Origin of the sequence: Anaeromonas frigoriresistens (genome assembly GCF_016820655.1) — a bacterium.
GTDB classification, from domain to species: Bacteria; Bacillota; Clostridia; order Tissierellales; family SIT17; genus Anaeromonas; species Anaeromonas frigoriresistens.
The window spans coordinates 61,405-85,653 of the sequence record NZ_WSFT01000013.1; the positions used below are offsets into that span (position 1 = coordinate 61,405).

The following is a 24,249-nucleotide window of genomic DNA, read 5'->3' on the forward strand; positions in this document are numbered from 1 at the left end:
TTTTTATCATAAATCCTTCAAAATTTTATAAAAAAAATAAATTGATGAGATAGTACTATCTCATCAATTTATTTTCTATATTCATTTCTTTAATTTCTTTATTCACTCCAAGGTATTTAGCTATAATATCTCTAGTCACAGGAGCAGAGTTACCACCGCTACCTCCTTGTACTATAACTGTTGCCACAGCTATTTCAGGATTATCATAGGGTGCAAAACCAACAAACCAAGCAAAATTATCATAAGACCCCCAGGCTTGGGCAGTACCAGTTTTTCCTCCTACTTTGACTGGTAAGTCTTTAAAAATCCCTCTAACAGAGCCATCTTCTACTACTTGTAGCATACCTTTTTTAATATCATCTAGATACTTATAATCTTTAATATCGATTCTTTCAACTTTTTTATCTTTTTCATATCCTACATCTTTTCCATCGTAACTTGTTATATCATCAATTATACTTACTTCATGCTTATATCCACCATTAACTAATGTGGCTACATAGTTAGCTATTTGAATAGTTGTATAATTGTTCTCTCCTTGACCTATCGAAATACTCAAAGCATCGCCAAGTCCAAATTCAGCTGAACGAAAGTAAGTATAATATAGATAATCTTTTAATACATATACTTGAGTTTCTTCTTCAATATCAAGATCTTTTAAACCTTCTATCACTTCTTTAACTGACATTTTATCTTCTCTACTGGCCCATTCACTGAAAATATTTACCAGTTCATCTATTTCTTTATCATTCAAATTCTTTCCTTCTATCAACTCATCTTTCCTATTTAAAAGAAAAGATCTTAATGCCCTATTAGCTACTGCTAATTTATCTTCTTCATTAGGTATACTACCAGATATCTCCTCTGGAATTTCTATTCCGGTCTTTTCATCGAATCCAAATTCTTTTGACATGTTCTGCATATCTTCTATACTAACATTTAAACCTAAACCTTGACCGGTTCTTAAGTTCCTACCAGCTGCTAAAGTATAAAAATAATAGTTACAAGAGTCCCGTAATGCTTCATACATATTAGTCGGTCCATGGGTACCACGATAATCATTCCATATCCAACAGGCTTGAGTCGTATTACCTATTTTAACATAGCCTAATGAATTAACCTTTGTATAAGGATTGAGTCCATTTTCTAACCCCGCCAATGCTGTTAACATCTTAAAGGTTGATCCTGGTGGCATCTTACCTCTTATTGCTAAATTATTAAGGGGTCTTGCCGCCAAATAATCCTTTTCATTCTCTGGTTTTAACTTCTCATAATCATTTGCAGATATACCTGTTGCAAATAAATTTGGATCATAGGAAGGATAGTTAGCTATTGCTAATACTTCTCCAGTTTTTACGTCTATTGCTACCGTAGATCCAGAGGTTGCATTCCTATAAGGCTTTCCATATTTATGGTTTCCCCATTCACTTTCATAAGTCCCTCCTACTTGAATCTTTTCTATAGCTTCCTTTAAAGAATCTTCTGCTATTTTTTGCAGGTCAGAATCTATCGTCAGTTGAATATTATTCCCAGGTATAGGTGCCTCCCCTTCTATGGTCCTATGGGTATTTCCAAAGGCATCTACTTCTACTGTTCTATATCCATCTTCACCTTTTAGAAACTGTTCAAATTCTTTTTCTATACCAGTCTTGCCTATTATATCATTTCTAGAATAGTCTAATTTATTAATATATTTTTCAATTTCTGGCCCTTGAGATATTTTTCCTAGATAACCTAAGGCATGGGCTGCACTTTCTCCCATTGGATAATATCGCATTGGCTCAATAGCAGTTTTAATTCCTGGCAGATCTCTACTTTGCTCTTTTATCATCGCTATAGTTTCATCTTTTACATTATAAGCTATATTTATAGGTTCATATGCTCTATATCCTTGTTTTCCTAGCATATCTGCTATTAATAATATAAATCTCTTTTCATATATACTAAGTGATTCTGATAAGTCCACATCATATTTAATTACGAGCTTATCAAAAACTTCCTTTGCATCATTATATTCATCTATCTTTTTACCTTTAATCCATGTCTTTTTATTTATAATAGAAGTATATTCCCATTTCGATGTAGAAATTTTAGGATTTATATAATTTAATAGAAAGCTTTGGGAGTAAAATTTTATGTCATCAGAAGTAATGAATTTGCCAAATATAGTATTGGTTACTGATTTACCTTCTGCACTTTTCACTTTGTTGTTGTCGATAATATGAGTTTTTACAAAATTATCTAATGCACCATCTGCTGATATATCTGTTTGGAGATTATATTTAGAAAGAAATTCATCTTTTTTCTCTGTATCAGTATACTTAAAGACTTTTCCCTCTTCTGGAGAATATACAATGGGTATAACAACTCCACTATTTTGTATATATTTAAGTAATTCTTCACCCAAGGCTACTGTATTTTCTTCATCGATAGTAGTACTCATAAAGCTTTTAAATCCTTTATAGGATAAAAGGGTAATAAAATCTTCCTTTGCTGAAGTCTTCAAATCTATTTTGGGATATAATAAAGGGTAATCTTTTGGAATTTGTTTAGATAAATTTAACTTATCTTTTTCACTTAATCCTTTTTTTGTCTCGCCAAATATATCTAATTTTGCTTCATCTGTCAGCCCATCATCTAATAATGTCATCAAATCCATTTCTATTTCAGTAATAAGATTTTTTTTCACTTCTTTATATTCTATATCAAATAAAAATTGATAGTCTACTAGTTTAAAGTTGTTTACTAAACCTTTTTCATTTAATAACTCATATGCATATTTAGCAACAATAGGATGATTAATAAGGGTATTTATTCTATTTGTATCTTTTAATAATAACCTTAAAACATCTCCCTTAGGATTATCTCCTTTCGGTAGACCTTGACTATTTTTCCATTCATCTATTTTCTTTCCTTCTTTGTATTGGTAGCTAATACCATCCTTTGTATATTCAACCTTAATAGGTACTTCTATTATTTCTTTACTATCTGAAAGTATTGATAATGCACGACTTGCCACAGAGAATTTATAGTCATTGTAACTAGTTCTATGCTCATAGGTTTTATCTAATAGATTATCTAATAAATTATTTTCTATTATTAAATTTGTTATTTCATCTTTTAGACTAACTGCACTATTTAAAAAGTCTTCATCACTTTTATAGTCTATTGAATTTAATATTATAGGAAATTCATCGTTGTAAGTTTCCCCTTGCTTTTCAAGTAATGATAGTATTTTAAGACTTGTTAAATTTCTATCATTTTCTATTAATTCATCTTTCATTATTTGAACAGAAAAACTAGTTATATTTTCAGCTAATACTCTACCATAGGTATCTGTAATTAACCCTCTAGGTGCAGCGGTAGGTAACTTTTTAACTTTGGTAGTATCTGCATTTAATCTATGATACTCCCCTTGAATAATTGTAATTTCTGCTAGTTTAAAAAGCATAAGTGAAAAAACAAGAGTAATGACGATCATTAATATGCTATATCTGCTTTTTAATTTTTCTAAAAGTTTTTTCACTATCATCAACCCCTTCTACTGAATCTTAAATTAGGAGATATAAATAATTTTTTCATTACTTTATATAATAAAATGGATAAAACTCCATTGTAAATAGCTTCTATTATTGCTATTTCCCTTATCATTTCTACAAATGTTATATTCACTGATGAAAAATAATATATGAAAAAAAACATAATATTTGAGATTATTGTAAATAAAAAAGTTAATATAAACGAAGATATAGCATTATCTTTTGATACAGTAGGATTAATTACTCCAATGAAATATCCAATACTAAAGTATATAAGCCCATGAACTCCTATAGCATTTCCAAACAATATATCTTGCAATAATCCAATGATAAGTCCAGCTGTTCCTCCAACTTTCTTATTCTTAAAGAGGGCTACTAATATAATAAGTATCAAATTAGTATTAGGAATCACATCAAATATAGCTATATATTGAAATACTGTAGATTGTAAAATGAAGCTTAATAAAAATAACGCAATTATACTAAATATCCTCAATTTCTTATCTCCTTTTTTATTACTTATTTATAATAAACAGATTATTTATTTTATGAAAATCTACTGCTGGCTTTACTGTTATCTCTTTTTTCAATTCTTCTTCTTTCATTCTAACATCAGTTACTTCTCCTAAATAAAGTCCAGGAATAAATACCTCTCCCATCCCAGAAGAAATTATCTTATCTCCTTTAACAACCTCTGCATCTATATCAAATAAAAATCCATTCATTGTCTGATCTATACTTCCACTTACTACTCCAAAATCCTGTGTTCTTATTACCTTATAGCTAACATTACTTCCAGTGTCTATTATAGGTAGAACCTTTGACCAATTATCTCCAACTTCAATAACTATACCGACTAAACCTTCTTCAATAACTCCCTCATCTGTCTCAATTGCTTGAATTATTGGACTATTTTTTGATACTCCATCTTTAGAGCCTTTATTAACTACAAAATTGTTAAACCAATTTTCCGGATCTCTAGATATAATTCTAGTAGATATCATATCATACTCAGTACTTTCTTTTAACATCATCTCATTTTTAAGATATTCTTCTTTGGAAACAACTTCAAGGATTTTTCTGTTTTCTTCTCTAAGTATTTTTACTTCTTTTTCTAGTTTAGCATTCTTTTCTTTAAGATTGATATACTCTTTAACAGATGAAAATTTGTCTCCTATAACATCTCCGACACGATAAAACACCCCTTGTACAGGAGTTATTATTTTTCCTATTTTATTTTCGATATTACTAATTCTTTCACGATCATTTGCAGTTATCCCTATAGTTATAAGCAGAATGATAGTAACAATTGTTACTATCATTCTGCTTCCATATTTTTTAAATATAGACATTTATATCACCAACTTATCTCCTTTTTGAACTAGTTGAAACTCTTCTTAACATATCAATATCTTCAACAGCTTTTCCAGTTCCAAGTACTACACAATCTAATGGATCTTCTGCTATATTGACAGGCATTCCTGTTTCTTCTTTAACTAGTCTATCTAAACCATCAAGTAAGGCTCCTCCTCCAGTCAACATGATACCTTTGTCCATGATATCTGCTGCTAGTTCTGGTGGAGTTTTTTCTAGTGTATATTTTATTGCTTCTATTATATTTGCTACTGGCTCTTTTAAAGCTTCTTGTATTTCTTTTGCTGTTATTTCAACTACTTTTGGAAGACCTGAAACTAAGTCTCTACCACGAATTTTCATTTTTGAATCTATAGATAAACTTCCTTTACCAACATTTCTTAATAGGGCAGAACCAATTTGAATCTTAATATCTTCAGCTGTTCTCTCCCCTATCATTAAGTTATACTGCTTCTTTATGAATTGTACTATTGATTCATCTAGCTCATCTCCACCTACTCTAATGGATTTGCTGGTTACAATACCACCTAATGATATAATAGCAACTTCAGTGGTACCACCACCTATATCTACAACCATACTTCCAGTTGGTTCTTGAACTGGTAAGTTAGCACCTATAGCTGCTGCCATTGGTTCTTCTATAAGATATGCCTCTCTAGCACCGGCTTGTTCCGCAGCTTCCTCTACTGCTTTTCTTTCAACCTCAGTTACACCTGAAGGCACACATACTACAACTCTAGGTTGAGAAAGTGGGTTCTTTCTTTGATATGCTTTCTTTAAAAAATACTCAATCATACTCTTTGTTACATTAAAATCTGCAATTACCCCATCTTTCATTGGTCTAATTGCTACTATATTTCCAGGTGTTCTACCTATCATTCTTTTTGCTTCAGATCCAACAGCTAAAACCTCATTTGATTTAGTCTGTATAGCAACTACTGATGGTTCTCTCACCACTATACCCTTTCCTTTTACAAAAACTAATGTATTAGCTGTTCCTAAATCAATACCCATATCTTTTGAGAATACTCCAAAAAATCCCATTATCTTTTGCTCCTTCCTCGTCTCATCTAAATAATATCTTCTTCTTTTAAACTAATATATTTTTTGTTTCCAACTATAATATGATCCAATACCCTTATTCCTATAATTTGTCCAGCTTCAATTAATCTTCTAGTAATATTAATATCTTCTTTACTAGGTGTGGGATCTCCACTAGGGTGATTGTGAACTAATATTATAGATGCACTGCTTCTTTTAATTGCTCTGTTAAAAACCTCTCTAGGGTGTACAATTGAAGAGTTCAGACTCCCTACAGATATATCTTCGTAACAAATTATATTATTTTTAGTGTCAAGCATAATTGTTTTAAAAAACTCTTTTTTATAATCTTTCATTTCTTCCATCATATAATCACTTACATCTTGAGGTGAAGTGATCTTTCTAGGCTTGATAATATCTTTAGAGGATATTCTTTTACCTAGTTCTACAGCAGCTAATATTTGAGCTGCTTTACATTTCCCTATACCTTGGAGTTTAGTTAGTTCTTCCATAGTTGCATTTCTCAAAAATTGAAGAGCATCACCTTCTAAATGAAGAACACCTCTTGCCAAGTCTATAGCAGATTGTTTTCTATTTCCTGTTCTAATTATTATAGCTAGCAATTCTGTATTTGACAGTTCTTTTGGACCTTTATCATAAAGTTTCTCTCTAGGTCTTTCATCTAATGGTAACTGCTTGATAGTATAGCCTGTTCTTTCTTCCATTTTTCCTCCATTTACATTAAAGTAATTTTAAAATACTTTTTTAGAAGAGTATCTAATTTAACTATCGGTAACCCTACAACATTAGAATATGATCCTTCGATACTTTCAACAAATAGTGCTCCTTTACCCTGTATTGCATAACTTCCTGCTTTATCTACATATTCTGAACCAGAAATATATTTTTCAATATCCTCATCTTCAAGTCTTCTAAATTTAACTTTTGTTTCACAATAATCGACAATTTTTTTATTTGTATTGGCTTTTATAATTGCTATACCGGTATAAACAGAATGAGTCTGTTCACTTAGCTTTCTCAAAATCTCTCTTGCTTCATCTTTATTCTTAGGTTTACCAAGAACCTCTCCTTTAAAATATACAATAGTATCCGCTGCAATAACTATACTTTCACTATCGATTTTCTTACATACATCAATTGCTTTTTGAAATGCCAAAGACATAACACTTATTGATGGTAAATCATTATTATCGATATTCTCTATTATATCACTAGTAATAATATCAAAAGTTATATTATATTTTTGTAAGATATCCTTTCTTCTAGGAGATGATGAAGCTAAAACTATTTTTTCCAAACTAATCACCTACATTTTTCTAAAAATTAATATAGCTATTAAAATCCCTAATACACTTGCTACATTAACATCAATTAAAAATCCAAATGTCAATTGCATAACATTTAAATCAAGAGTAAAGGGAGGCTTTAAGCCTATTTGATAGCCTTTATTTAAAAAGCTCAGTTCTTGTCCTAAAACTTCTCCTAAAATACCACCAACTACAATACCTACTAGTATTAGCAATAAGAATATCCAGGTGCTTCTATAAGATGTTTTCATTTTCTCCTCCCTAATGTTAAAATAACATAATTATACATATAAAGTTTACCATTTAGATGATATATTTACAAGTAACAATTTATGTATTTTATTGTTATTTAAGCAAAAAAATAAAATGCGACATATGTCGCATTTTATTTTTTATTTCATTATTATTGCATCTTTTGGACATTTTTCTTCACATACTCCACATCCAATACATTTATCTGGATCTACTTCATGAACCTTTTTTAATTCTCCATCTATTGCATCAACTGGACATTTCTTCGCACATATAGTACATCCAATACATTTATCTTCTATTACTTCTGCAGTTTTTCTTTCACTAAAGTCTGCCCAAATAGCATTAGTTGGACACTTCTCTGCACATACCATACAATTGGTACATTTGTCATAGTTGATTTTAGCAAGTTTGTCTTCAAATTCCATTGCATCAAAAGGACATGCTTTTACACATATTTGACAACCTATACACCCTGTTGTACATTTTACCTTTACATCCTTACCAAACTCCTTGCTATTACAATCTACTACAACTTTTTGCTCATATGGAGCCCATTCTATTACATTCTTCGGACATGCATCTAGGCAATTCCCACAAGCAGTACATTTATCTGGATCTACATGAGCTATACCATCTTCAATTGTTATAGCATCAAAAGGACATACATCATAACAAGTACCTAAACCTAAGCAACCGTACTGACAAGATTTACTTCCTCCTTGTACCAGTGCTGCAGCTTTACAATCTTTTATTCCGTTATATTCAAATTTTTCTGTTGCATTACATGTAGTACCATTACATATAACCCTTGCAACCTTTCGTTCTACAGCACCTACTTCCGAACCCATAATCTCGCCAATTCTTTCTGCTGTATCTGCTCCTCCAACAGGGCATCCATTTGCTGGAGCTTCACCTAACACAACCCCATTTGCAAATGCATCACATCCTGGATATCCACATGCACCACAGTTAGCTCCTGGCAAAGCTGATCTTATTTTCTCTACCTTTGGGTCAACTTCCACTGCAAAAACTCTAGATGCAACTGCTAAACCACTTCCAAATATTAAACCCAGTCCTCCTAAACTGACAACTGGTAAAAGTATACTTTCTATCATCAACTTCACCTCCTATACTAATCCTGCGAAACCTAAAAATGCTATGGACATTAATCCTGCTGTAATCAAAGCAATAGGGAACCCCTCTAATGATTCAGGTACATCAGCTAATGCCAATCTTTCTCTAATACCTGCAAATAGAATAATTGCTAAACCAAAACCTATAGCAGCAAAAACTCCATGAACTATTGTTTCTAATAAATTGAATTTTTCTTGAATGTTTAATAATGTTAATCCTAATACAGCACAGTTTGTTGTTATAAGTGGAAGATATACTCCTAAGGCTTCATATAGCGTGGGACTCGCCTTTTTGATAAACATCTCTACAAATTGTACTAATGATGCTATTATTAAAATAAATGCTATTGTCTGCAAGAATTCAAGTCCCAAAGGTTCTAATACTGCAACCTGTATAAAATATGTCATAATAGATGCTAGAGTCATAACGAATGCCACTGCCATTGTCATACCTGTAGCAGTTTCAACTTTTTTTGAAACTCCAAGGAATGGACATATTCCTAAGAATTTAGACAATATAAAGTTATTCACTAGCATTGCACTAATTGCTATTGTAAGTAATTCCATTCATTATCCCTCCTAAGCTACACTTTTATTTGCTTCTTGATTGTCAGCTTTATTTTTTCTTAATTTATTCACATAATTTAATAATCCTATTAATAATCCTAGGGCTAAGAATGCTCCAGGAGGTAATATCATTATTATTGCAGGTTTGAATGATTCTCCTAATAATTGAATTCCAAATATACTTCCTGCCCCTAATATTTCTCTCACTATTCCTAATACAGTTAATGCAATTGTAAATCCAAATCCCATACCTAGACCATCAACTATTGACCCCACAGGTTTATTTTTTGAAGCAAAGGATTCCGCTCTACCTAATATTAAACAGTTAACAACAATAAGAGGTATAAATAATCCTAATGATTTATATAAACTCATGGCATACGCATGCATGAACATACCGATTAAAGTAACAAATGTTGCAATGATAACTATAAAAGAAGGTATACGTATTTTATCTGGTATAACCTTTCTAAATAATGATATAACAAGGTTTGATGCTAATAAAACTGTTGTCGTTGCAAGACCCATAGCCATACCATCTGTGGCCGAAGTAGTTACAGCTAAGGTTGGACACATACCTAGCAACTGAACAAACACTGGATTTTCATTAAGTAATCCATTTTTAAATGTTTTCATTAAATTCATTTCTTCACCCCCAAGAATTTATTTTAAATTATTATTATAAAGTTCTCTTGCCATGTTTACACCTTTAACAACAGCATCAGAAGTTATTGTAGCTCCTGTTAATGATTGGATTTCACTATCATTTTGAGGTGTTGACTTTGTTACTACTATTTCATTATCTGCTGGCTTCTCTTTAAATTGACTTTGGAAATCTGAAGTTGTAGCATTTGCACCTAGTCCTGGTGTTTCTTGATGGCTAACAACATTCATTCCTGTAATCTTTCCATCTATAGAAAGACCAGTAATAACTTCTACGTTACCACCATATCCAGGAGAAGCAGTTTTTATTGCATATCCTACTACTTCTTCATTATCTGATAGTCCTCTATATACTTCTAAAATATTTTCGTTATCTTTTACTATTTGAGTTATTTCATCCGTATCTTCTTCTTCAAATTTACTAGCATCTGGTAATACAGCCATTCTTGCTTCTTCACTTACTAGAGCTTCAGCTTCAGCTATTTCACCTTTTGTTATATCATTTGTTAAACCTAATACCACTGCTGAAATAGATGTAATTAATAATAAAATAAGTCCTAATTTAATGATCTCACGCATTTTGCTTCACCTCCCCAAATACTTTCGGAGCTGTATATTTATCAATTAGCGGTGCTGCAACATTCATTAATAATATTGAATAAGAAACACCTTCAGGATATCCACCATACAATCTTATAATTGATGTCAACAGTCCACAACCAATACCAAATATAATATGTCCCCTTGGTGTTACTGGTGATGATGAATAATCAGTAGCCATATAGAATGCACCTAACATTAATCCACCAGATAGAGTATGATATATCATATTTGTTATTCCACCATCTAATAATATGGTCATTACCATTACTGTAGCAATATAACTTCCAGGAATTCTCCAGTTTATAACTCCTCTATATAGTAAATATAATCCACCTAAGATAAGCAATAAAGCAGATGTTTCTCCTAAAGATCCTCCTATATTACCTACTAAAACCTTTGTAATAGATGGTAATGTTCCTTCAGCTTCTCCTTTTAATATTGCTAGGGGAGTTGCTGTACTTATTGCATCAGCTCCTGGTGTTACCCAGTTTGTCATAATAACTGGCCATGATGCAAGTAACATTGCTCTTGCTGCTAATGCTGGATTTATAAAGTTATTTCCTAATCCTCCAAAGGCTTGTTTAGCTATTGCTATAGCAAATGCTGAACCTACCACAGGTATCCACCATGGTGCAGAAGCGGGTATATTAAAGGCCAATAATAGTCCTGTAACAACAGCACTAAAATCTTTAATTGATGCAGGTCTTTTCATTATTTTTTGTAGTCCCCATTCTGTAACTACTGCAGTTATTACCGCTAGTCCAATCAGTTTGATTGCATTAAATCTAAAGAAATAAATACTTGCTAAAGCTGCAGGTAATAACGCAATTAATACGTCAATCATAACTCTTGATACGGTTTCTTCTGACCTTAAATGAGGCGAAGAAGAACCATATAATATATTTCTCTTACTAGAAGTGGTTTCTTCTGACCCTGAACGGGCTGAAGATGAACCCTTTGATATCTTTTCCATACTAGTCCCCTCCTATATATTAGTTCTTTCTCCTCTTAGAAATTATCTCTTTTTTAGCTACTCTTATTGATTGAAGCAATGGTCTTTTCGATGGACATATAAATGAACAAGAACCACATTCAATACAACTTAAAGGATTATAACTTTCTGCTTCGTCATACATCTTTTTAAGAGATAATTTACTTATGAATAATGGTTGTAGATTAACAGGACAAATATCTACACACTTAGCACATCTTATGCATGGATCTGGATCTGGAATTTTTGCATCTTTTTCATCTAAAACTAAAATTCCTGATGTACCTTTTATTGCAGGAACCTCTGTTGAGAACTGGGCTAGTCCCATCATTGGTCCGCCCATGATAATTTTTCCAGGGTTGTCCTTAAATCCTCCACATTGATCTATTATTTCATTAAATGGAGTTCCCACTTTTATTAATAAATTTTTAGGATTTTTAATACCACTACCTGTAATCGTTGCAATTCTCTCTACTAATGGCATTCCTGTTTCTATAGCATTTGCTATTGCATGAGCTGTACCTACATTATTTACTACTACCCCAACATCCATTGGTAGTCCTCCTGCTGGAACTTCTCTATTAGTTGCAGCATATATAAGTCTTTTTTCGTCTCCTTGAGGATATTTAGTTTCTAAAGGTACTATTTCAATCTCTGGCTCTTTATAAGCTGCTTTTATCATGATTTCAATAGCATCAGGCTTATTATTTTCAATACCAATATAACCTTTTTTAACATCTACTGCTTTCATAATAGCCTTTAGACCCTTAATTATCATATCTGGCTGTTCTAACATAAGTCTATGGTCAGCAGTTAGATAAGGTTCACACTCTGCTCCGTTTAAGATTACAGTATCAATCTTCTTCTCTGGAGGAGGGGATAACTTCACATGAGTAGGGAACCCTGCTCCTCCCATTCCTGTTATACCTGCCTCTTTGATTATGGATACAATTTCTTCTTTACTTAAGTTCTTGATATCACCTTTAGGTGCAACGCTTTCATGAATCTCGTTTAGACCATCAGATTCTATTACTATAGTAACTGCTTTTCCTGTAGGTGTATCTAATTGTTGAATTTTTTTCACAGTACCAGAAACACTAGAATGAATTGGAGCTGAAACAAAAGCTTTAGCTTCTCCTATTTTCTGACCAATTTTAACCTTATCCCCAACCTTTACAACTGGATCACATGGGGCACCTATATGCTGGTGCATTGGTATGAAAACAATTTTAGGTTCTTGTGCCTTTTCGACTGCTAATTTCTCAGTAGCTTTTTTAAAATGTGGAGGATGAATTCCACCTTTAAAAGTATGAGCCTTTAAATTCATATACTTCACCTCTTTTAAAAATTTTATAATACAAATAAATTAATAAATTTGTGTATACAAAGTACTTTAATCACAAAAAAAATATTATATGCCTAATGAGTGTTAACCAAGGCTAATATTTATGCATTATTAAACTACTAGACTTGTTATACCTCTATAGATTGTTACAATTTCTACAAAGTTTATTGTATACAATATCAATAATCACTGAGTCAATTATATCATTTTTTTGTCGAAATTTACAAGAAGATTAGACTCAATAGTTAATTATTTTTTTAATTTATATTAATAATTAACTATTTTCATACTTATATCTAATATAATTCCCTTATATTTTCTTTAATGTAATCTTTTAACCATAATATAATCTCAGGAGATGTGATTTCCACACCATCAATCATTTTTTTTATTTCTACTGTATCAAAAGTGAATATATTACCATTTACATTATGTGTATATTCAATATCAATTTCATTACCTTCACCACTTAATATAGATATCAGAGTATCCTCAATAGAGCCAAGTGGTGGTCTATCAATATTGTTATATTCCATTTCAACATAAATTTCTGTCCCCACATTTTCCTTTGAGTTTAATATTAATTTTCCTCTACACCTTTCAGCAGTAGCTTTAAATAATGATAGTCCTAGTCCAACTTTCCTTGTTTTCCTTGTGGTAACAAAGGGATTTAATACATCATTTAATATATTTTTTTTTATACCTATGCCATTATCTTTTATACCTATTGAAAATTTATTGTTTTTTATATCTTCACTAATATCAACATTTATCATAGTGGCCTTTGCTACAATAGAATTTTGTATAATATCTAATATGTGTAATGAAAGTTCCTTCAATATTTATCCCTCATTTTTAAATATTTTAGCACTTCTCCTATACTCTTTTCTTTTATGTCAAGTTGATTTGTTGCTTCATTAATATCACCTAAATAATGAGCATCAGAATTATAAATATATCTATAACTTTCTATCAATTTATTACAATATGATTTGTTTTTAATTTCTACAAATTTTACATTAAATTGTTCTGGTATAAATCCTAGAACAGATAATATGCTATAACTTTTCTTGTCTACATGGGCAGGAATAACAACTCCATTTTTCTCTTCTACCATTGTATAGATTCTATCTATTGAAAATTCACTTCCATTTATCAGTAATTTTTGTATTTCACCAATTACATTATCCTCTTTATCTAAAATTAGCTGATTTCCAAATAACTCTTTGTTATTATCAATACTAGGTAGGCTGTTAAATATTTTTTCTCCAAACTCTTTTAATGAGTTAATGCTATCAAAATAACACAATAAATGAATATCCTCAAGAGTTGTAACTTCCATCCCAGGTATTACTAATATATCCTTTGATTTTCCTAGTTCAATTAAAGTTTCTACATTGTAGTATGAATTATGATCTGTAATGGCTAATATATCTAAACCTTTAAGATATGCCATATTAACAATATTATTAGGTGTCATACTGTCATCCCCACAAGGTGATAGGGCTGAGTGGATGTGCAGGTCATAATATAACTTCATTATTAATCTATACCTAGTTTATATAGTTCTACAGCTATTTCATAGGATGTCTTATTAGTTTTTAAAATTGGTATTCCTAAAGCATTTGATTTTTTTATAGTTTCTTCTTCTACATCCATATTCTCCACAACTATAATTGCAGCTATATCTATCAAGGCTGCAATTGCTACTACATTAATATGAGTTTGAACAGTTAACCATACCTGTTGTTCTTTTGCATTAGCCATTACTACACTTAGTAAATCTCCGGAATAAACTCCCTTTATTTCTCTTTCCATTCCTTTATCACCGGATAATAACTCTAAATTTAAATTTTCTATTATTTGGGTAATTTTCATTAACTTCACCTCTATTATTAATTTTTTTATATCAATAAAGTTATTTAGTATTATTTGATCATAAAAATACAATTTTCTATACTAGTTCCTCTACATACTATGTCCTCTGCTAAGGATCTACAGCTAGGTGCTCCACATGAACCGCAATCTAGCCCGGGTAGAGATTGAGTGATTTTATTTATTTCTTCTATTTTGGTAAATGCTTTAAATATATCATCATCTATTTTCAATGCACCTCTTGGTGCTATCTCCTCTGTCCATGATAAATATCCAGAATTAAATAATTTTTTCAATTCTTTTATCTCTTCTGGAGTTCGCTCTATCACATACTTATCATCTTCATATATCTGTCTTATTCTACTTTTGGCTATAAAAGGATTTTCTACATTTAAAGGTCCTCCTACACATCCTCCTACACAAGCATAACCTTCAAAAAACTCAATATCATTTAGATTTCCATTTTCAATTTCTTCTAAAACTTTTATTACATTGCCAATTCCATCAACTGCAACATATTTTTTTATGCCCATGGTCATACTTTGTCCCCCAACTCTTGACCATCCAATACCTTTTGAACTTCCTTTACTAAATTTTTCTTCCTCTCGAATCTTCTTTTCATTTCTAATTAAGTCACCATATACCTTTTTTATGGCAATAGCTCCATCCATATATGACTTTTTTATTCCTAAGGGTTCTTTAATACTAGTATATTTAGCAGGACATGGAGTTAAATAGAATGCTCCAATTTCATCTAAAGGTATATCATATTTATTCATAACCTCTTTTTTTGCCATTCTTGCCGCTATCTCCATAGGAGATTCAACTCTCATAATATTCTCAATTAGCGAAGGAAATCTTATTTGAATTAACCGAATAACTGCAGGACATAAAGAAGAAATTAAGGGAAGGTTTTTTGTTCTATTTTCTAAAATATCATCAAATGTTATTGCTATAATATCTGCAGCTCTACCTTCATCATAAACATAATTAAATCCCAAGTCCTTAACCCCTTGATATATTCTATCAATGTTTATCTCTAGTGGAAATTGACCATATAACGTGGTAGATGGTATAGCTATATTAAATTTAAACTTATTTAAATCCCTTATATCATCTGTAATACTATCTTGGGCATGATATGGACATACTACAATACATTCACCGCAATCAATACATCTTTCTTTTAATATATCTGCTTTCTTATCCTTTATTCTAATAGCCTCCGTAGGACACCTTTTCAAACAATTTGTACACCCTTTACAGTACTCATCATCAAGAACTACAGAATGAAATACCATTACTATAATCCCCACCTTCTAATTCGTTTTAATATTTAAAATTTTATAACTATTTTAATAATATCAAAAATTTATTGTTATTAATAGTCTTGTTCCTTCAGGAGTCGATTTAATTTTAAAATCATCTGCACATTTATTAATATTAGGTAGTCCCATTCCAGCTCCAAATCCTAATTCCCTAACTTCATTTGTAGCAGTAGAATATCCCTCTTTCATGGCTAGAGGGATATTCTCTATTCCTGGACCTCTGTCATAGGCTTCTATTATTATATTATTAGATTTTATTGTTACTTTTATATTTCCACCATAAGAATGTATAACAATATTCATCTCCGCCTCATAAGTAACAATTGCTACTTTTCTTACTACTTTACTATCTATACCAATTTTTTTTAGAATAGATTTAATGTCACTAGATGCTTCACCAGCTCTTTTAAAATCATTTCTTATAATATCATATTCAAGATTTATCTTGCTATCATCTTGATGTTTATCCATTAATATCTACCCCTTTTAAACCTTCTCCATATAATAAGCCAGAGGCGGTATACAAAATATGGTTAGTTGTCATTAAGGTTATATTTTTATCCTTTGCTAATCCCACTAAGTCTTCCCCGGGAGTTTTACCTCTAACTAAAATAATTGCAAATAAATCTATCATTTCTGCTGTTCGTATAATTTGAGGATTGTTTAGTCCCGTCAACAAAACAGCACTTTCATCTACATAAGCTAAAACATCACTCATTAGATCAGATCCAAAGGCTGAATACACCTCTTTATCTAAATATTCTTCTCCTGTTACTACCTTTGCATCTAATAACTTTTGTATCTCTTTTAATTTCATATTAATCCCCCTCATCTTTTCTGATAATATTAATATATTCGATTAATGTTTTGTTATAATCAGAGTAATAGGCTATCAAATTTTCTTTATTAAGTTCTTCTTGAATTTTCATTCTAGAATCTAAAATTATATTTAAGTTAGATATTAATTCATTTTTTGATTCTATTTCCTTATGGATATCAGCTAATAATTTATTATTCTTCGAAATCATTTCTTTAACTTTTGATTGATCCTTAGATATTAAAGCTTCTTTCCATAAGGTAGTTTCATTAATATAAGATTTACTATATGCATCTATCAACTCTGATATTTTTTTAACAGCCTCTTTTTCTACTTCTTCATTAATGAGGGATTTTCCTTCTATAATATTTTCATTTATAAATATTTCTTCTATATTTTGATTTAGAAATTGCTTGTATTCTTCTGCATCTATTTGGTTCAAAAATGTTCCTGAAAGAACTTTATAATTATCAAGTTTTACAATATATCCCGGGATATTCTTGTTATTTAGTGATTTTACTAATGACTTTGCATTATCTAAATCGCTAAAACTACCAGTCTGAACACTAAATATATTGAGATTATTTATATTGACTTGATTATTTGATGAATTAGTATCCTCTGTGCCTTCCTGTTCTAATACACTATTATTAGTAACTGAGTTATTATTATCAGAAATAAACTTAGGATATATCATATATTTAACTAAGAAAAACCCTAAAATTATAGAAACTATAGGTGATATTATGCCAAAAAGCACGATAAAAACCAGCTTGTCCTTACTAGTCTGTCTTTTCCTGTATTTTCTTTTATATCTACCCATAATCATTCTCCCCTTTAAAAATAACTATCTAAGTTAATTTTTATCTGTATAGGATCATTAGGATATATAAAATTTGATACTCCTAATCCTAGTAATCTTATTTTCTTAGTTATGGTAAATTTATTATTAATTATAAAATGAGATGTATTTTTCAAAGTATCTAAATCATCAGTAGCATTTTCTAAGGAATAGCTCCTAGTTTCAATCGAAAAATCATCATACTTTAACTTTATAGTTATTGTTTTATATTTGTATCCCTTCTTAATAATTCTATTATGAATATCTACGGAATATTCGTCTATTTTTTCATGTATATATTGTAAGTTTTCTATATCATAAGAAAAGGTGTTTTCTTCACTTATAGATTGAGGTAAAGATTGCCCTTCTACTTTCCTATTATCTATTCCCTTTGCAAACATCATTAATTCCTTTCCTTTTTTCCCTAACCTGTCAACTAGAACTTTTTCATCATAATCTTGTATATCAGATATTTTATAAATCCCCATTCTGTTTAGAGCTTTTTCAGTTTTAGGTCCTACTCCCCATAATTTTCTTATGGGTAAAGGTTTTAAGATATTTAATGAATCCTCTTTATTAATAATAGTCATTCCATTAGGCTTATCCATGTCCGAAGCTAATTTTGCTAAAAACTTATTATATGAAACTCCAACTGAACAAGATAAGTTAAGTTCTTTTTTTATATCATTTTTTATACTATTAGCAATTTTTATTGGATTGTTATCATTAATCTCTAAGTATGCTTCATCTAAAGATAAAGGTTCTATATTTGAAGAATAGCGCTTAAATATATTTCTTATATGATTCGAAGCTGTTTGATATTTATATTTATTAGTTGGTACAAATACTAGATGCTTACACAAAGCTTTAGCTCGCCTAGAGGACATAGCTGACTTTACTCCATATTTTCTAGCTTCATAGGATGCCGCACAGACCACTCCTCTTTTGTCTGGATGTCCTCCCACTGCTATGGGTTTTCCTATTAGTTTTGGATTATCTCTCTGCTCTATTGAAGCAAAGAATGCATCCATATCTATATGAATTATATATTTCAAAATGATACCTCCATACTCTAAAAATATTAATTTAGGATATTAAAGTATTATATACTAAAAATAATTTTTACAAAAATATTAAAGGCGCATATGCGCCTTAATTTACATAAATACCTACTTTATTTTTATTATTTCTTTTTGCTTCCATATACATTGCTCTATCAGCAAAGGCTAATAGAGTTGCCCCATTTTCAGCTGAAGTAGGATATTCGGATACTCCACCACTTACAGTTACTGAAATTAAATCTTTGTTTAAAGAATAAAATGGAGTTTCCGAAATAACTCTTCTAATTCGCTCAGCAATAATATATGCATTTTTTTGATCAGCATTTGGCAGCAGCACGGTAAACTCATCACCACCATATCTAGATACAATATCATTTCCGCGTACATTATAGGCTATAATATTTGAAATTTCACATAGAATCTTATCTCCAGTTTGATGTCCATATGTATCATTAATTTTCTTGAAATTATCAATATCAAACACGGCCAAACTAGTAGTGTTACAATTATCACATTTGATTTTATTGCATCCATTACAACTTAGTGTTAAAGAATCTAACACATTAAAAAAATGGCCCTGATTATATAAACCAGTTAAGCTATCTGTCACAGCTTTTGTTTTAATACTCTTATACAGTTTAGCATTTTCAATTGCTATAACCCCTTGATTTGATAAGGTACTAAAAATTTGCAGATGTTCTTTTTGGAAGAAATCATACTTTCTACTACCTACAATAATAACACCACTTAACTTTTTATCAATTATTAAAGGTTGATATAATATACTCTTTAGTTTCTTGGGTATATTGTATCGTTCAACACCTATTTTTATTAGTTCATTTATATTCATTATTTTACTACTCATATAATTAAATTTTTCCTTATTTTCTATCAATGAATTTACAATTTTCTTTATATCGTTATTTAGTATTTCATCATGAAACTCAGTTTTATAATCTATTATATCCATATATAAATTTGAGTCTTCTTTATATAATAAAGCACAATAGTCAGGATTAATAAGTTTAACTATTCCATTTAAAATACTCTTTGAGACACCATTTTCATCTAGTCTAGAACTTATAGATATGGCAACCTCTTGAATTACTTTTAATTCATTATTCAAAAACATTTGACTTCTTAATAGTCTAAACATAATATTAGCACTAATTAATATCAAAGTAAATAATCCTATACCTAAATATCCATAATCTCTATAGGACATCACAAGCATAATTGAAAGAGGAATTACAATAATATTTATAGACAAATCCCACTTAAAGGATTCTTTAATACCTCTAGGTATATCTTCTTTTTCTGATAAAAATATTTCTGAATACAGTATAGTCCAATTAAATATGAATACAGCTATACCAAACAATATATAATTAACTATCAATAAAATTTCATTTTGAGTATTAAAGTCTATACCTACCACCATTAGAGTATAATGAGACAAGATAAAAACTAAATTAAACATCCCAATTTCTTTCAACACTTTAAATTTAGATATATTTAGAATCATCAAATTAGATACTAATATTAAAATACTAATTAAATATAAAGAAGGTATTAAACCCATTAAAAAGTAGGAGCCTAACATAATACTTGAATCTAAAGTAATTTTAAAATCTTCTATTTTTATATAGATTTTTTCTAAAATAAATCCTACTAAAAGTAATGATCCAAATAGTAAGATATCTATACTCGAGAATCCATTAGTGGCTATATTAAGATAAGCAAAAATCCCTATCCCCAATATCATAATCATAAACTTAAATATATTTGATTTATTATGATGCATTTGCCTTCCTCCCAAATTATATTGTCACTTACATAATTCTACTTTTTTTGGAAAATACCTTTTTTATTTGTGGTAATTTTAAGAAAATTGCAAATTGTTTTTTATTATTTTTAATCCTCTTAAATAATACTTTTTATCAATTTCATAGGACCAACTACATATTTCAATCCCTTTATATAATAAATACATTCTAGCTTTTTCACTAATTTTAAAATTATAATCAAAAATGCTTTTATATCCATCAATAAAGGATTTAAGATATTCTACTCCTTCATCTTTAAGTCTATAGTGTATATATGATAACTCATAATCAATATCCCATGGAATTGATTGTTCAAAATCAATTACACCAGTTATTATCCAATTATCATTTTTTTTCGCTACTAATATGTTTCTTCCATCATAATCATTGTGGCAAAGTCTAGAAGTCCTAACATCGCTAAATATATAATAACTATTTCTTAAAGTACTTATTGCAGCATTGAAAGTTTTAATATGAGGTAAATCTTGAGATAATAGATTTTCAATTGTTATTTCTACTCGTTTCTTAAAAACTGATTTAAAGTCTTTTCTTATCTCTGTACTATCTCCAAACCTATTCCAATTCCCAAAAAAATCAAATGTATTATTATTATGTATTTTTCCTAATTCTTCTCCCATAGAATATAAAATATCTATTTTCTCACTTTCATCTAATAAGTTGTACAAACTATGTAGACTTTTACCTTCTAAGTAATTTATAATTATCCATTCAGTTCCTTCCTTTAATGTTCCTTGGTACAATAACTTAGGAACTTTAATAGTACTATTTGCTAATAATTTTAGAGAGGATATTTCTCTATTTATTCTATTATCTTTACAAAAGAGCTTAAGTACTACAGGATAAGAAAATAGGTTATTAACTTTATATACTAAGTGTCTACCTAATTCATGGTTTCCGATTGGTTGAATAACTAGTTTTTTTCCAAATTCCTCTTCTAATATTTGTTTTATTTCATACTCTGTATAATTAAGCATTTTAATCCCCTTATTGTAATTTTATAGTTATATAAAACATATTTATATATTGTAAAAAGACAGAGAATCTTCTCTGTCTTTTTTGGTATAAGTTGGTGCCGAGGGCGGGACTCGAACCCGCACGATCTTTTGATCACTACCCCCTCAAGATAGCGTGTCTGCCAATTCCACCACCACGGCCAGTATTTTAGATTGTCTTTATATTTTAACTCTAAATACTGGCCTTGTCAAGAGTATTACTCTTGTTCCTCTGTTCCATCATTTTCATTCGATGGATCATTTTGTAATTCTTTAGGAATAAACCATTTATATACATCTGTATATAAATCATATTCTCTAGGGTTAATATCCCCTTTTACTCTATTGTCTATCAATAAGGCATCATTCCTGAACAATAGCCCTACATAAGGTAAATCTTCTAATAATATATTTTGTATCTCAGAATATTTTTCTTTCTTAGCTTCTCTATCTTCCGCATTAAAAGCACTAACTAATAATTCATCCATTTTAGGATTGTTGTATGCGATAAAATTAGTTCCATCATTTATTTTTTGAGAATGGAATGCAAAGGATAAATCAGGAATTTCTGAGAGCCCCCATCCTATTAGCACCATATCAAATTTACCACTTCTAGTCTTAGAAATTACGGTTTCCCAATCACTTTCAATCTGCTCATTGGAAGCTTTATCTTCATCCTTATTACTATAATCTGGAATAACTGAAATTCCTATTTTCTTTAAATCTTCTATTATCATATCTGCTGTATCTGTTCTTAATGAGTTATATGAATTAGTTAATAGATTAAATTCTAATTTTTCACCACTAGGAGTCTCTAATATACCATCTTTATCAGAGTCTACAAAACCAGCTTTTTTTAATAAATCCTTAGATTTATCTGGATTATATTGATATTTAGTTTCATCCTCATTTCTTAACCATGATTCGTGTAGCAATGGTAAATCAGATTCAGTAGCATGACCCATATAGTTTTTTTCAATAATATTTTTAGTATTAATTCCATAGGCAATAGCCTTTCTTAAAGTCTTACCCTCTTTTTCTTGAAATATTTTATTTCTAAAGTTAAAACCTAAGAACTCATAATTATTTGTTACATACTCATAAATTTTCGTATTCTTATTATCAGCATATTTCTCCCAATCTCTACCTGACACTCTAGCTAAATCAACATTTCTAGCATTAAATGAAGTCAATTCAACGTCCTCTTCTAGTATTTTTCCTATCACAGTATCAATATAAGGTTTCTCTCTCCACCAATTATCATTAGATTCTAATTCAATAAATTTTTGTTTTTCATATTTTACAAATTTGTATGGTCCTGTACCAATTGGAGTATAGTCATCCTTTTGATCTAATATTTCCTTATAAGAACTTTCACCTGCATCATTGGTAAATTGATGCTCTGGTAATATAGGAAAAGTTAAACTCTCCAGTGCATTACTATAACTCCTATCAAAATCTATTGTGATATTCTTCTCATCAACTATCTTTAAACTCAAAATATGTTCAATATTTTCTGGTCTAATTGAATTATAGTATTGATTTAATATATCCCTATATAGTGAATTTCTAGCAGCATATTTTAACACGTCTATAGTAAATTTCACATCGGAGGCAGTCAAATTTTCCCCGTCATGCCATTTAACATTATCTTTCAATTTAATATTTATTGTCCGGCCTTCATTTTCAATCTTATAACTATCTACCAATACATTTTCCACATCATGACTTTCATTAAATGTAAATAAACCCTCATATACTAAATTATAGAAGTTATATAAACTTTCATTCTTATTTAATAATGGATTTATAGTATCTATTGGAGAGATAGGTATTGCTATTTCTCCTCCATATTCTGGTTCATAGTTCTTTTCTTCTTCATTCGTCTTTCCGTTATTATCACCACTGAGGTTACTATCTACACACCCAATAGTTGCTATGCTCATAATCAACAAAATAATTAATGCTTTTATCCTTAGTCCTCTCAATTATACTCCTCCTCAACTGTTAGGTTTTACTGATAATATTATATCAAATTCTTACTATCAAAAAGTTACAATTCTATTACTATTGAATTATAAGTCATATAGAAACTTATAAATTTTCTTTTTAAATTTAACTTTTTTAACATAATCTTTAGTTTCTTTAAATGGTATATCTTTTAATTCTTTACCATCTTCACTATATTTTTTATCTTGAAGCCATTTTGTAACATTTCCACTACCCCCATTGTAAGCGGCTAATGCTAGATCTAAGTCCTTAAATTGCATTAGCAAATTATCAACATACCAAACACCCATTTTAATATTAATGTCTGGTTTATATAGCATCCAATCTTCATACTCTTTCATATCATTTTGTTCTGCTATCCATTTTGCAGTTTCAGGTAATATTTGCATTAAACCTATAGCACCTTTTGGGGATACTGCTTCTTCATTAAAATTACTTTCTACATCTATTATAGAAGCTATTAGATTAGGATCTATATTGTACTTATCAGAATATATCAGTATATAATCTTTATAGTTCAAAGGATATATTATACGTCCTATATTTTTTATATTAAATCCTACAATCACTATTGTTAATAGTATTATAAAAATAATTAATCTCCTTGATTTTCTTTTATTCAAATATACCCCCCCAACT

25 protein-coding genes and 1 tRNA gene are annotated in these 24,249 nt (G+C 29.9%); all 26 read right to left on the reverse strand.

Translation table 11 applies throughout. The annotated features are described in order from the left end of the window. Positions 1-55: 55 nt before the first annotated feature. The 26 genes from GOQ27_RS01800 to GOQ27_RS01925 all read right to left on the reverse strand — a co-directional run bounded on the left by GOQ27_RS01800 (position 56) and on the right by GOQ27_RS01925 (position 24,233). Positions 56-3,526 (reverse strand): penicillin-binding transpeptidase domain-containing protein, encoded by a 3,471-nt coding sequence (locus GOQ27_RS01800; protein ID WP_203365105.1) that lies wholly within the window; start codon positions 3,524-3,526, stop codon positions 56-58. A gap of 5 nt (positions 3,527-3,531) precedes the next feature. Then, positions 3,532-4,035: a rod shape-determining protein MreD gene (mreD, locus tag GOQ27_RS01805; protein WP_203365106.1), complete on the reverse strand. Its 504-nt coding sequence runs from the start codon at positions 4,033-4,035 to the stop codon at positions 3,532-3,534. Between the two features lie 19 nt (positions 4,036-4,054). Continuing rightward, on the reverse strand, positions 4,055-4,891 hold the full coding sequence (gene mreC / locus GOQ27_RS01810; protein WP_203365107.1) for a rod shape-determining protein MreC: 837 nt from the start codon (positions 4,889-4,891) through the stop codon (positions 4,055-4,057). A 13-nt stretch (positions 4,892-4,904) separates the two neighbouring features. Continuing rightward, positions 4,905-5,957 (reverse strand): rod shape-determining protein, encoded by a 1,053-nt coding sequence (locus GOQ27_RS01815; protein ID WP_203365108.1) that lies wholly within the window; start codon positions 5,955-5,957, stop codon positions 4,905-4,907. 26 nt (positions 5,958-5,983) lie between these two features. Continuing rightward, positions 5,984-6,679, reverse strand: a complete 696-nt coding sequence (gene radC, locus GOQ27_RS01820; RefSeq protein WP_203365109.1) for a RadC family protein — start codon at positions 6,677-6,679, stop codon at positions 5,984-5,986. Positions 6,680-6,690: 11 nt separating this feature from the next. Next, positions 6,691-7,272 carry a nucleoside triphosphate pyrophosphatase gene (locus GOQ27_RS01825; protein ID WP_203365110.1) on the reverse strand — a complete coding sequence of 194 codons (582 nt, stop codon included), beginning with the start codon at positions 7,270-7,272 and terminating at the stop codon, positions 6,691-6,693. A gap of 9 nt (positions 7,273-7,281) precedes the next feature. Then, on the reverse strand, positions 7,282-7,533 hold the full coding sequence (locus tag GOQ27_RS01830) for a DUF4321 domain-containing protein (RefSeq protein ID WP_203365111.1): 252 nt from the start codon (positions 7,531-7,533) through the stop codon (positions 7,282-7,284). 141 nt (positions 7,534-7,674) lie between these two features. Further along, on the reverse strand, positions 7,675-8,652 hold the full coding sequence (gene rnfB, locus GOQ27_RS01835; RefSeq protein WP_203365112.1) for an RnfABCDGE type electron transport complex subunit B: 978 nt from the start codon (positions 8,650-8,652) through the stop codon (positions 7,675-7,677). Positions 8,653-8,664: 12 nt separating this feature from the next. Further along, positions 8,665-9,237, reverse strand: coding sequence for an electron transport complex subunit RsxA (gene rsxA, locus GOQ27_RS01840; RefSeq protein ID WP_203365113.1), 573 nt, complete (start codon positions 9,235-9,237; stop codon positions 8,665-8,667). A 12-nt stretch (positions 9,238-9,249) separates the two neighbouring features. Next, positions 9,250-9,882, reverse strand: a complete 633-nt coding sequence (gene rsxE / locus GOQ27_RS01845) for an electron transport complex subunit RsxE (RefSeq protein ID WP_203365114.1) — start codon at positions 9,880-9,882, stop codon at positions 9,250-9,252. Positions 9,883-9,900: 18 nt separating this feature from the next. Continuing rightward, complete coding sequence (locus GOQ27_RS01850) at positions 9,901-10,479, reverse strand: RnfABCDGE type electron transport complex subunit G (protein ID WP_203365115.1); 579 nt, start codon at positions 10,477-10,479, stop codon at positions 9,901-9,903. Then, positions 10,472-11,476 (reverse strand): RnfABCDGE type electron transport complex subunit D, encoded by a 1,005-nt coding sequence (locus GOQ27_RS01855; RefSeq protein ID WP_203365116.1) that lies wholly within the window; start codon positions 11,474-11,476, stop codon positions 10,472-10,474. Before GOQ27_RS01855 ends, GOQ27_RS01850 begins: the two co-directional genes overlap by 8 nt. A gap of 19 nt (positions 11,477-11,495) precedes the next feature. Next, positions 11,496-12,821 carry an electron transport complex subunit RsxC gene (rsxC, locus tag GOQ27_RS01860; RefSeq protein ID WP_203365117.1) on the reverse strand — a complete coding sequence of 442 codons (1,326 nt, stop codon included), beginning with the start codon at positions 12,819-12,821 and terminating at the stop codon, positions 11,496-11,498. Between the two features lie 314 nt (positions 12,822-13,135). Continuing rightward, positions 13,136-13,678: an ATP-binding protein gene (locus tag GOQ27_RS01865; RefSeq protein WP_203365118.1), complete on the reverse strand. Its 543-nt coding sequence runs from the start codon at positions 13,676-13,678 to the stop codon at positions 13,136-13,138. Beyond that, positions 13,675-14,379 (reverse strand): PHP domain-containing protein, encoded by a 705-nt coding sequence (locus GOQ27_RS01870; protein WP_203365119.1) that lies wholly within the window; start codon positions 14,377-14,379, stop codon positions 13,675-13,677. Before GOQ27_RS01870 ends, GOQ27_RS01865 begins: the two co-directional genes overlap by 4 nt. 2 nt (positions 14,380-14,381) lie before the next feature. Further along, positions 14,382-14,717 (reverse strand): DRTGG domain-containing protein, encoded by a 336-nt coding sequence (locus GOQ27_RS01875; RefSeq protein WP_203365120.1) that lies wholly within the window; start codon positions 14,715-14,717, stop codon positions 14,382-14,384. Positions 14,718-14,767: 50 nt separating this feature from the next. Beyond that, entirely contained in the window at positions 14,768-16,015 is a 1,248-nt protein-coding gene (locus GOQ27_RS01880) for a [Fe-Fe] hydrogenase large subunit C-terminal domain-containing protein (RefSeq protein WP_203365121.1), read from the reverse strand. Between the two features lie 63 nt (positions 16,016-16,078). Beyond that, positions 16,079-16,513, reverse strand: coding sequence for an ATP-binding protein (locus GOQ27_RS01885; protein ID WP_203365122.1), 435 nt, complete (start codon positions 16,511-16,513; stop codon positions 16,079-16,081). Continuing rightward, positions 16,506-16,859 carry a DRTGG domain-containing protein gene (locus GOQ27_RS01890; protein ID WP_203365123.1) on the reverse strand — a complete coding sequence of 118 codons (354 nt, stop codon included), beginning with the start codon at positions 16,857-16,859 and terminating at the stop codon, positions 16,506-16,508. Before GOQ27_RS01890 ends, GOQ27_RS01885 begins: the two co-directional genes overlap by 8 nt. Before the next feature lies 1 nt (position 16,860). Continuing rightward, entirely contained in the window at positions 16,861-17,682 is an 822-nt protein-coding gene (locus GOQ27_RS01895) for an SPOR domain-containing protein (RefSeq protein ID WP_203365124.1), read from the reverse strand. 14 nt (positions 17,683-17,696) lie between these two features. After that, positions 17,697-18,755: a DNA polymerase IV gene (dinB, locus tag GOQ27_RS01900; RefSeq protein WP_252187712.1), complete on the reverse strand. Its 1,059-nt coding sequence runs from the start codon at positions 18,753-18,755 to the stop codon at positions 17,697-17,699. 97 nt (positions 18,756-18,852) lie between these two features. Next, positions 18,853-20,565, reverse strand: a complete 1,713-nt coding sequence (locus tag GOQ27_RS01905) for a sensor domain-containing diguanylate cyclase (protein ID WP_203365125.1) — start codon at positions 20,563-20,565, stop codon at positions 18,853-18,855. A 78-nt stretch (positions 20,566-20,643) separates the two neighbouring features. Continuing rightward, entirely contained in the window at positions 20,644-21,582 is a 939-nt protein-coding gene (locus tag GOQ27_RS01910; RefSeq protein ID WP_203365126.1) for an aminoglycoside phosphotransferase family protein, read from the reverse strand. A gap of 93 nt (positions 21,583-21,675) precedes the next feature. Continuing rightward, positions 21,676-21,762 (reverse strand) — tRNA-Leu (locus GOQ27_RS01915). A gap of 56 nt (positions 21,763-21,818) precedes the next feature. Next, entirely contained in the window at positions 21,819-23,588 is a 1,770-nt protein-coding gene (locus GOQ27_RS01920) for a peptide ABC transporter substrate-binding protein (RefSeq protein ID WP_203365127.1), read from the reverse strand. Between the two features lie 87 nt (positions 23,589-23,675). Beyond that, complete coding sequence (locus GOQ27_RS01925; protein WP_203365128.1) at positions 23,676-24,233, reverse strand: lytic transglycosylase domain-containing protein; 558 nt, start codon at positions 24,231-24,233, stop codon at positions 23,676-23,678. Positions 24,234-24,249 lie beyond the last annotated feature (16 nt).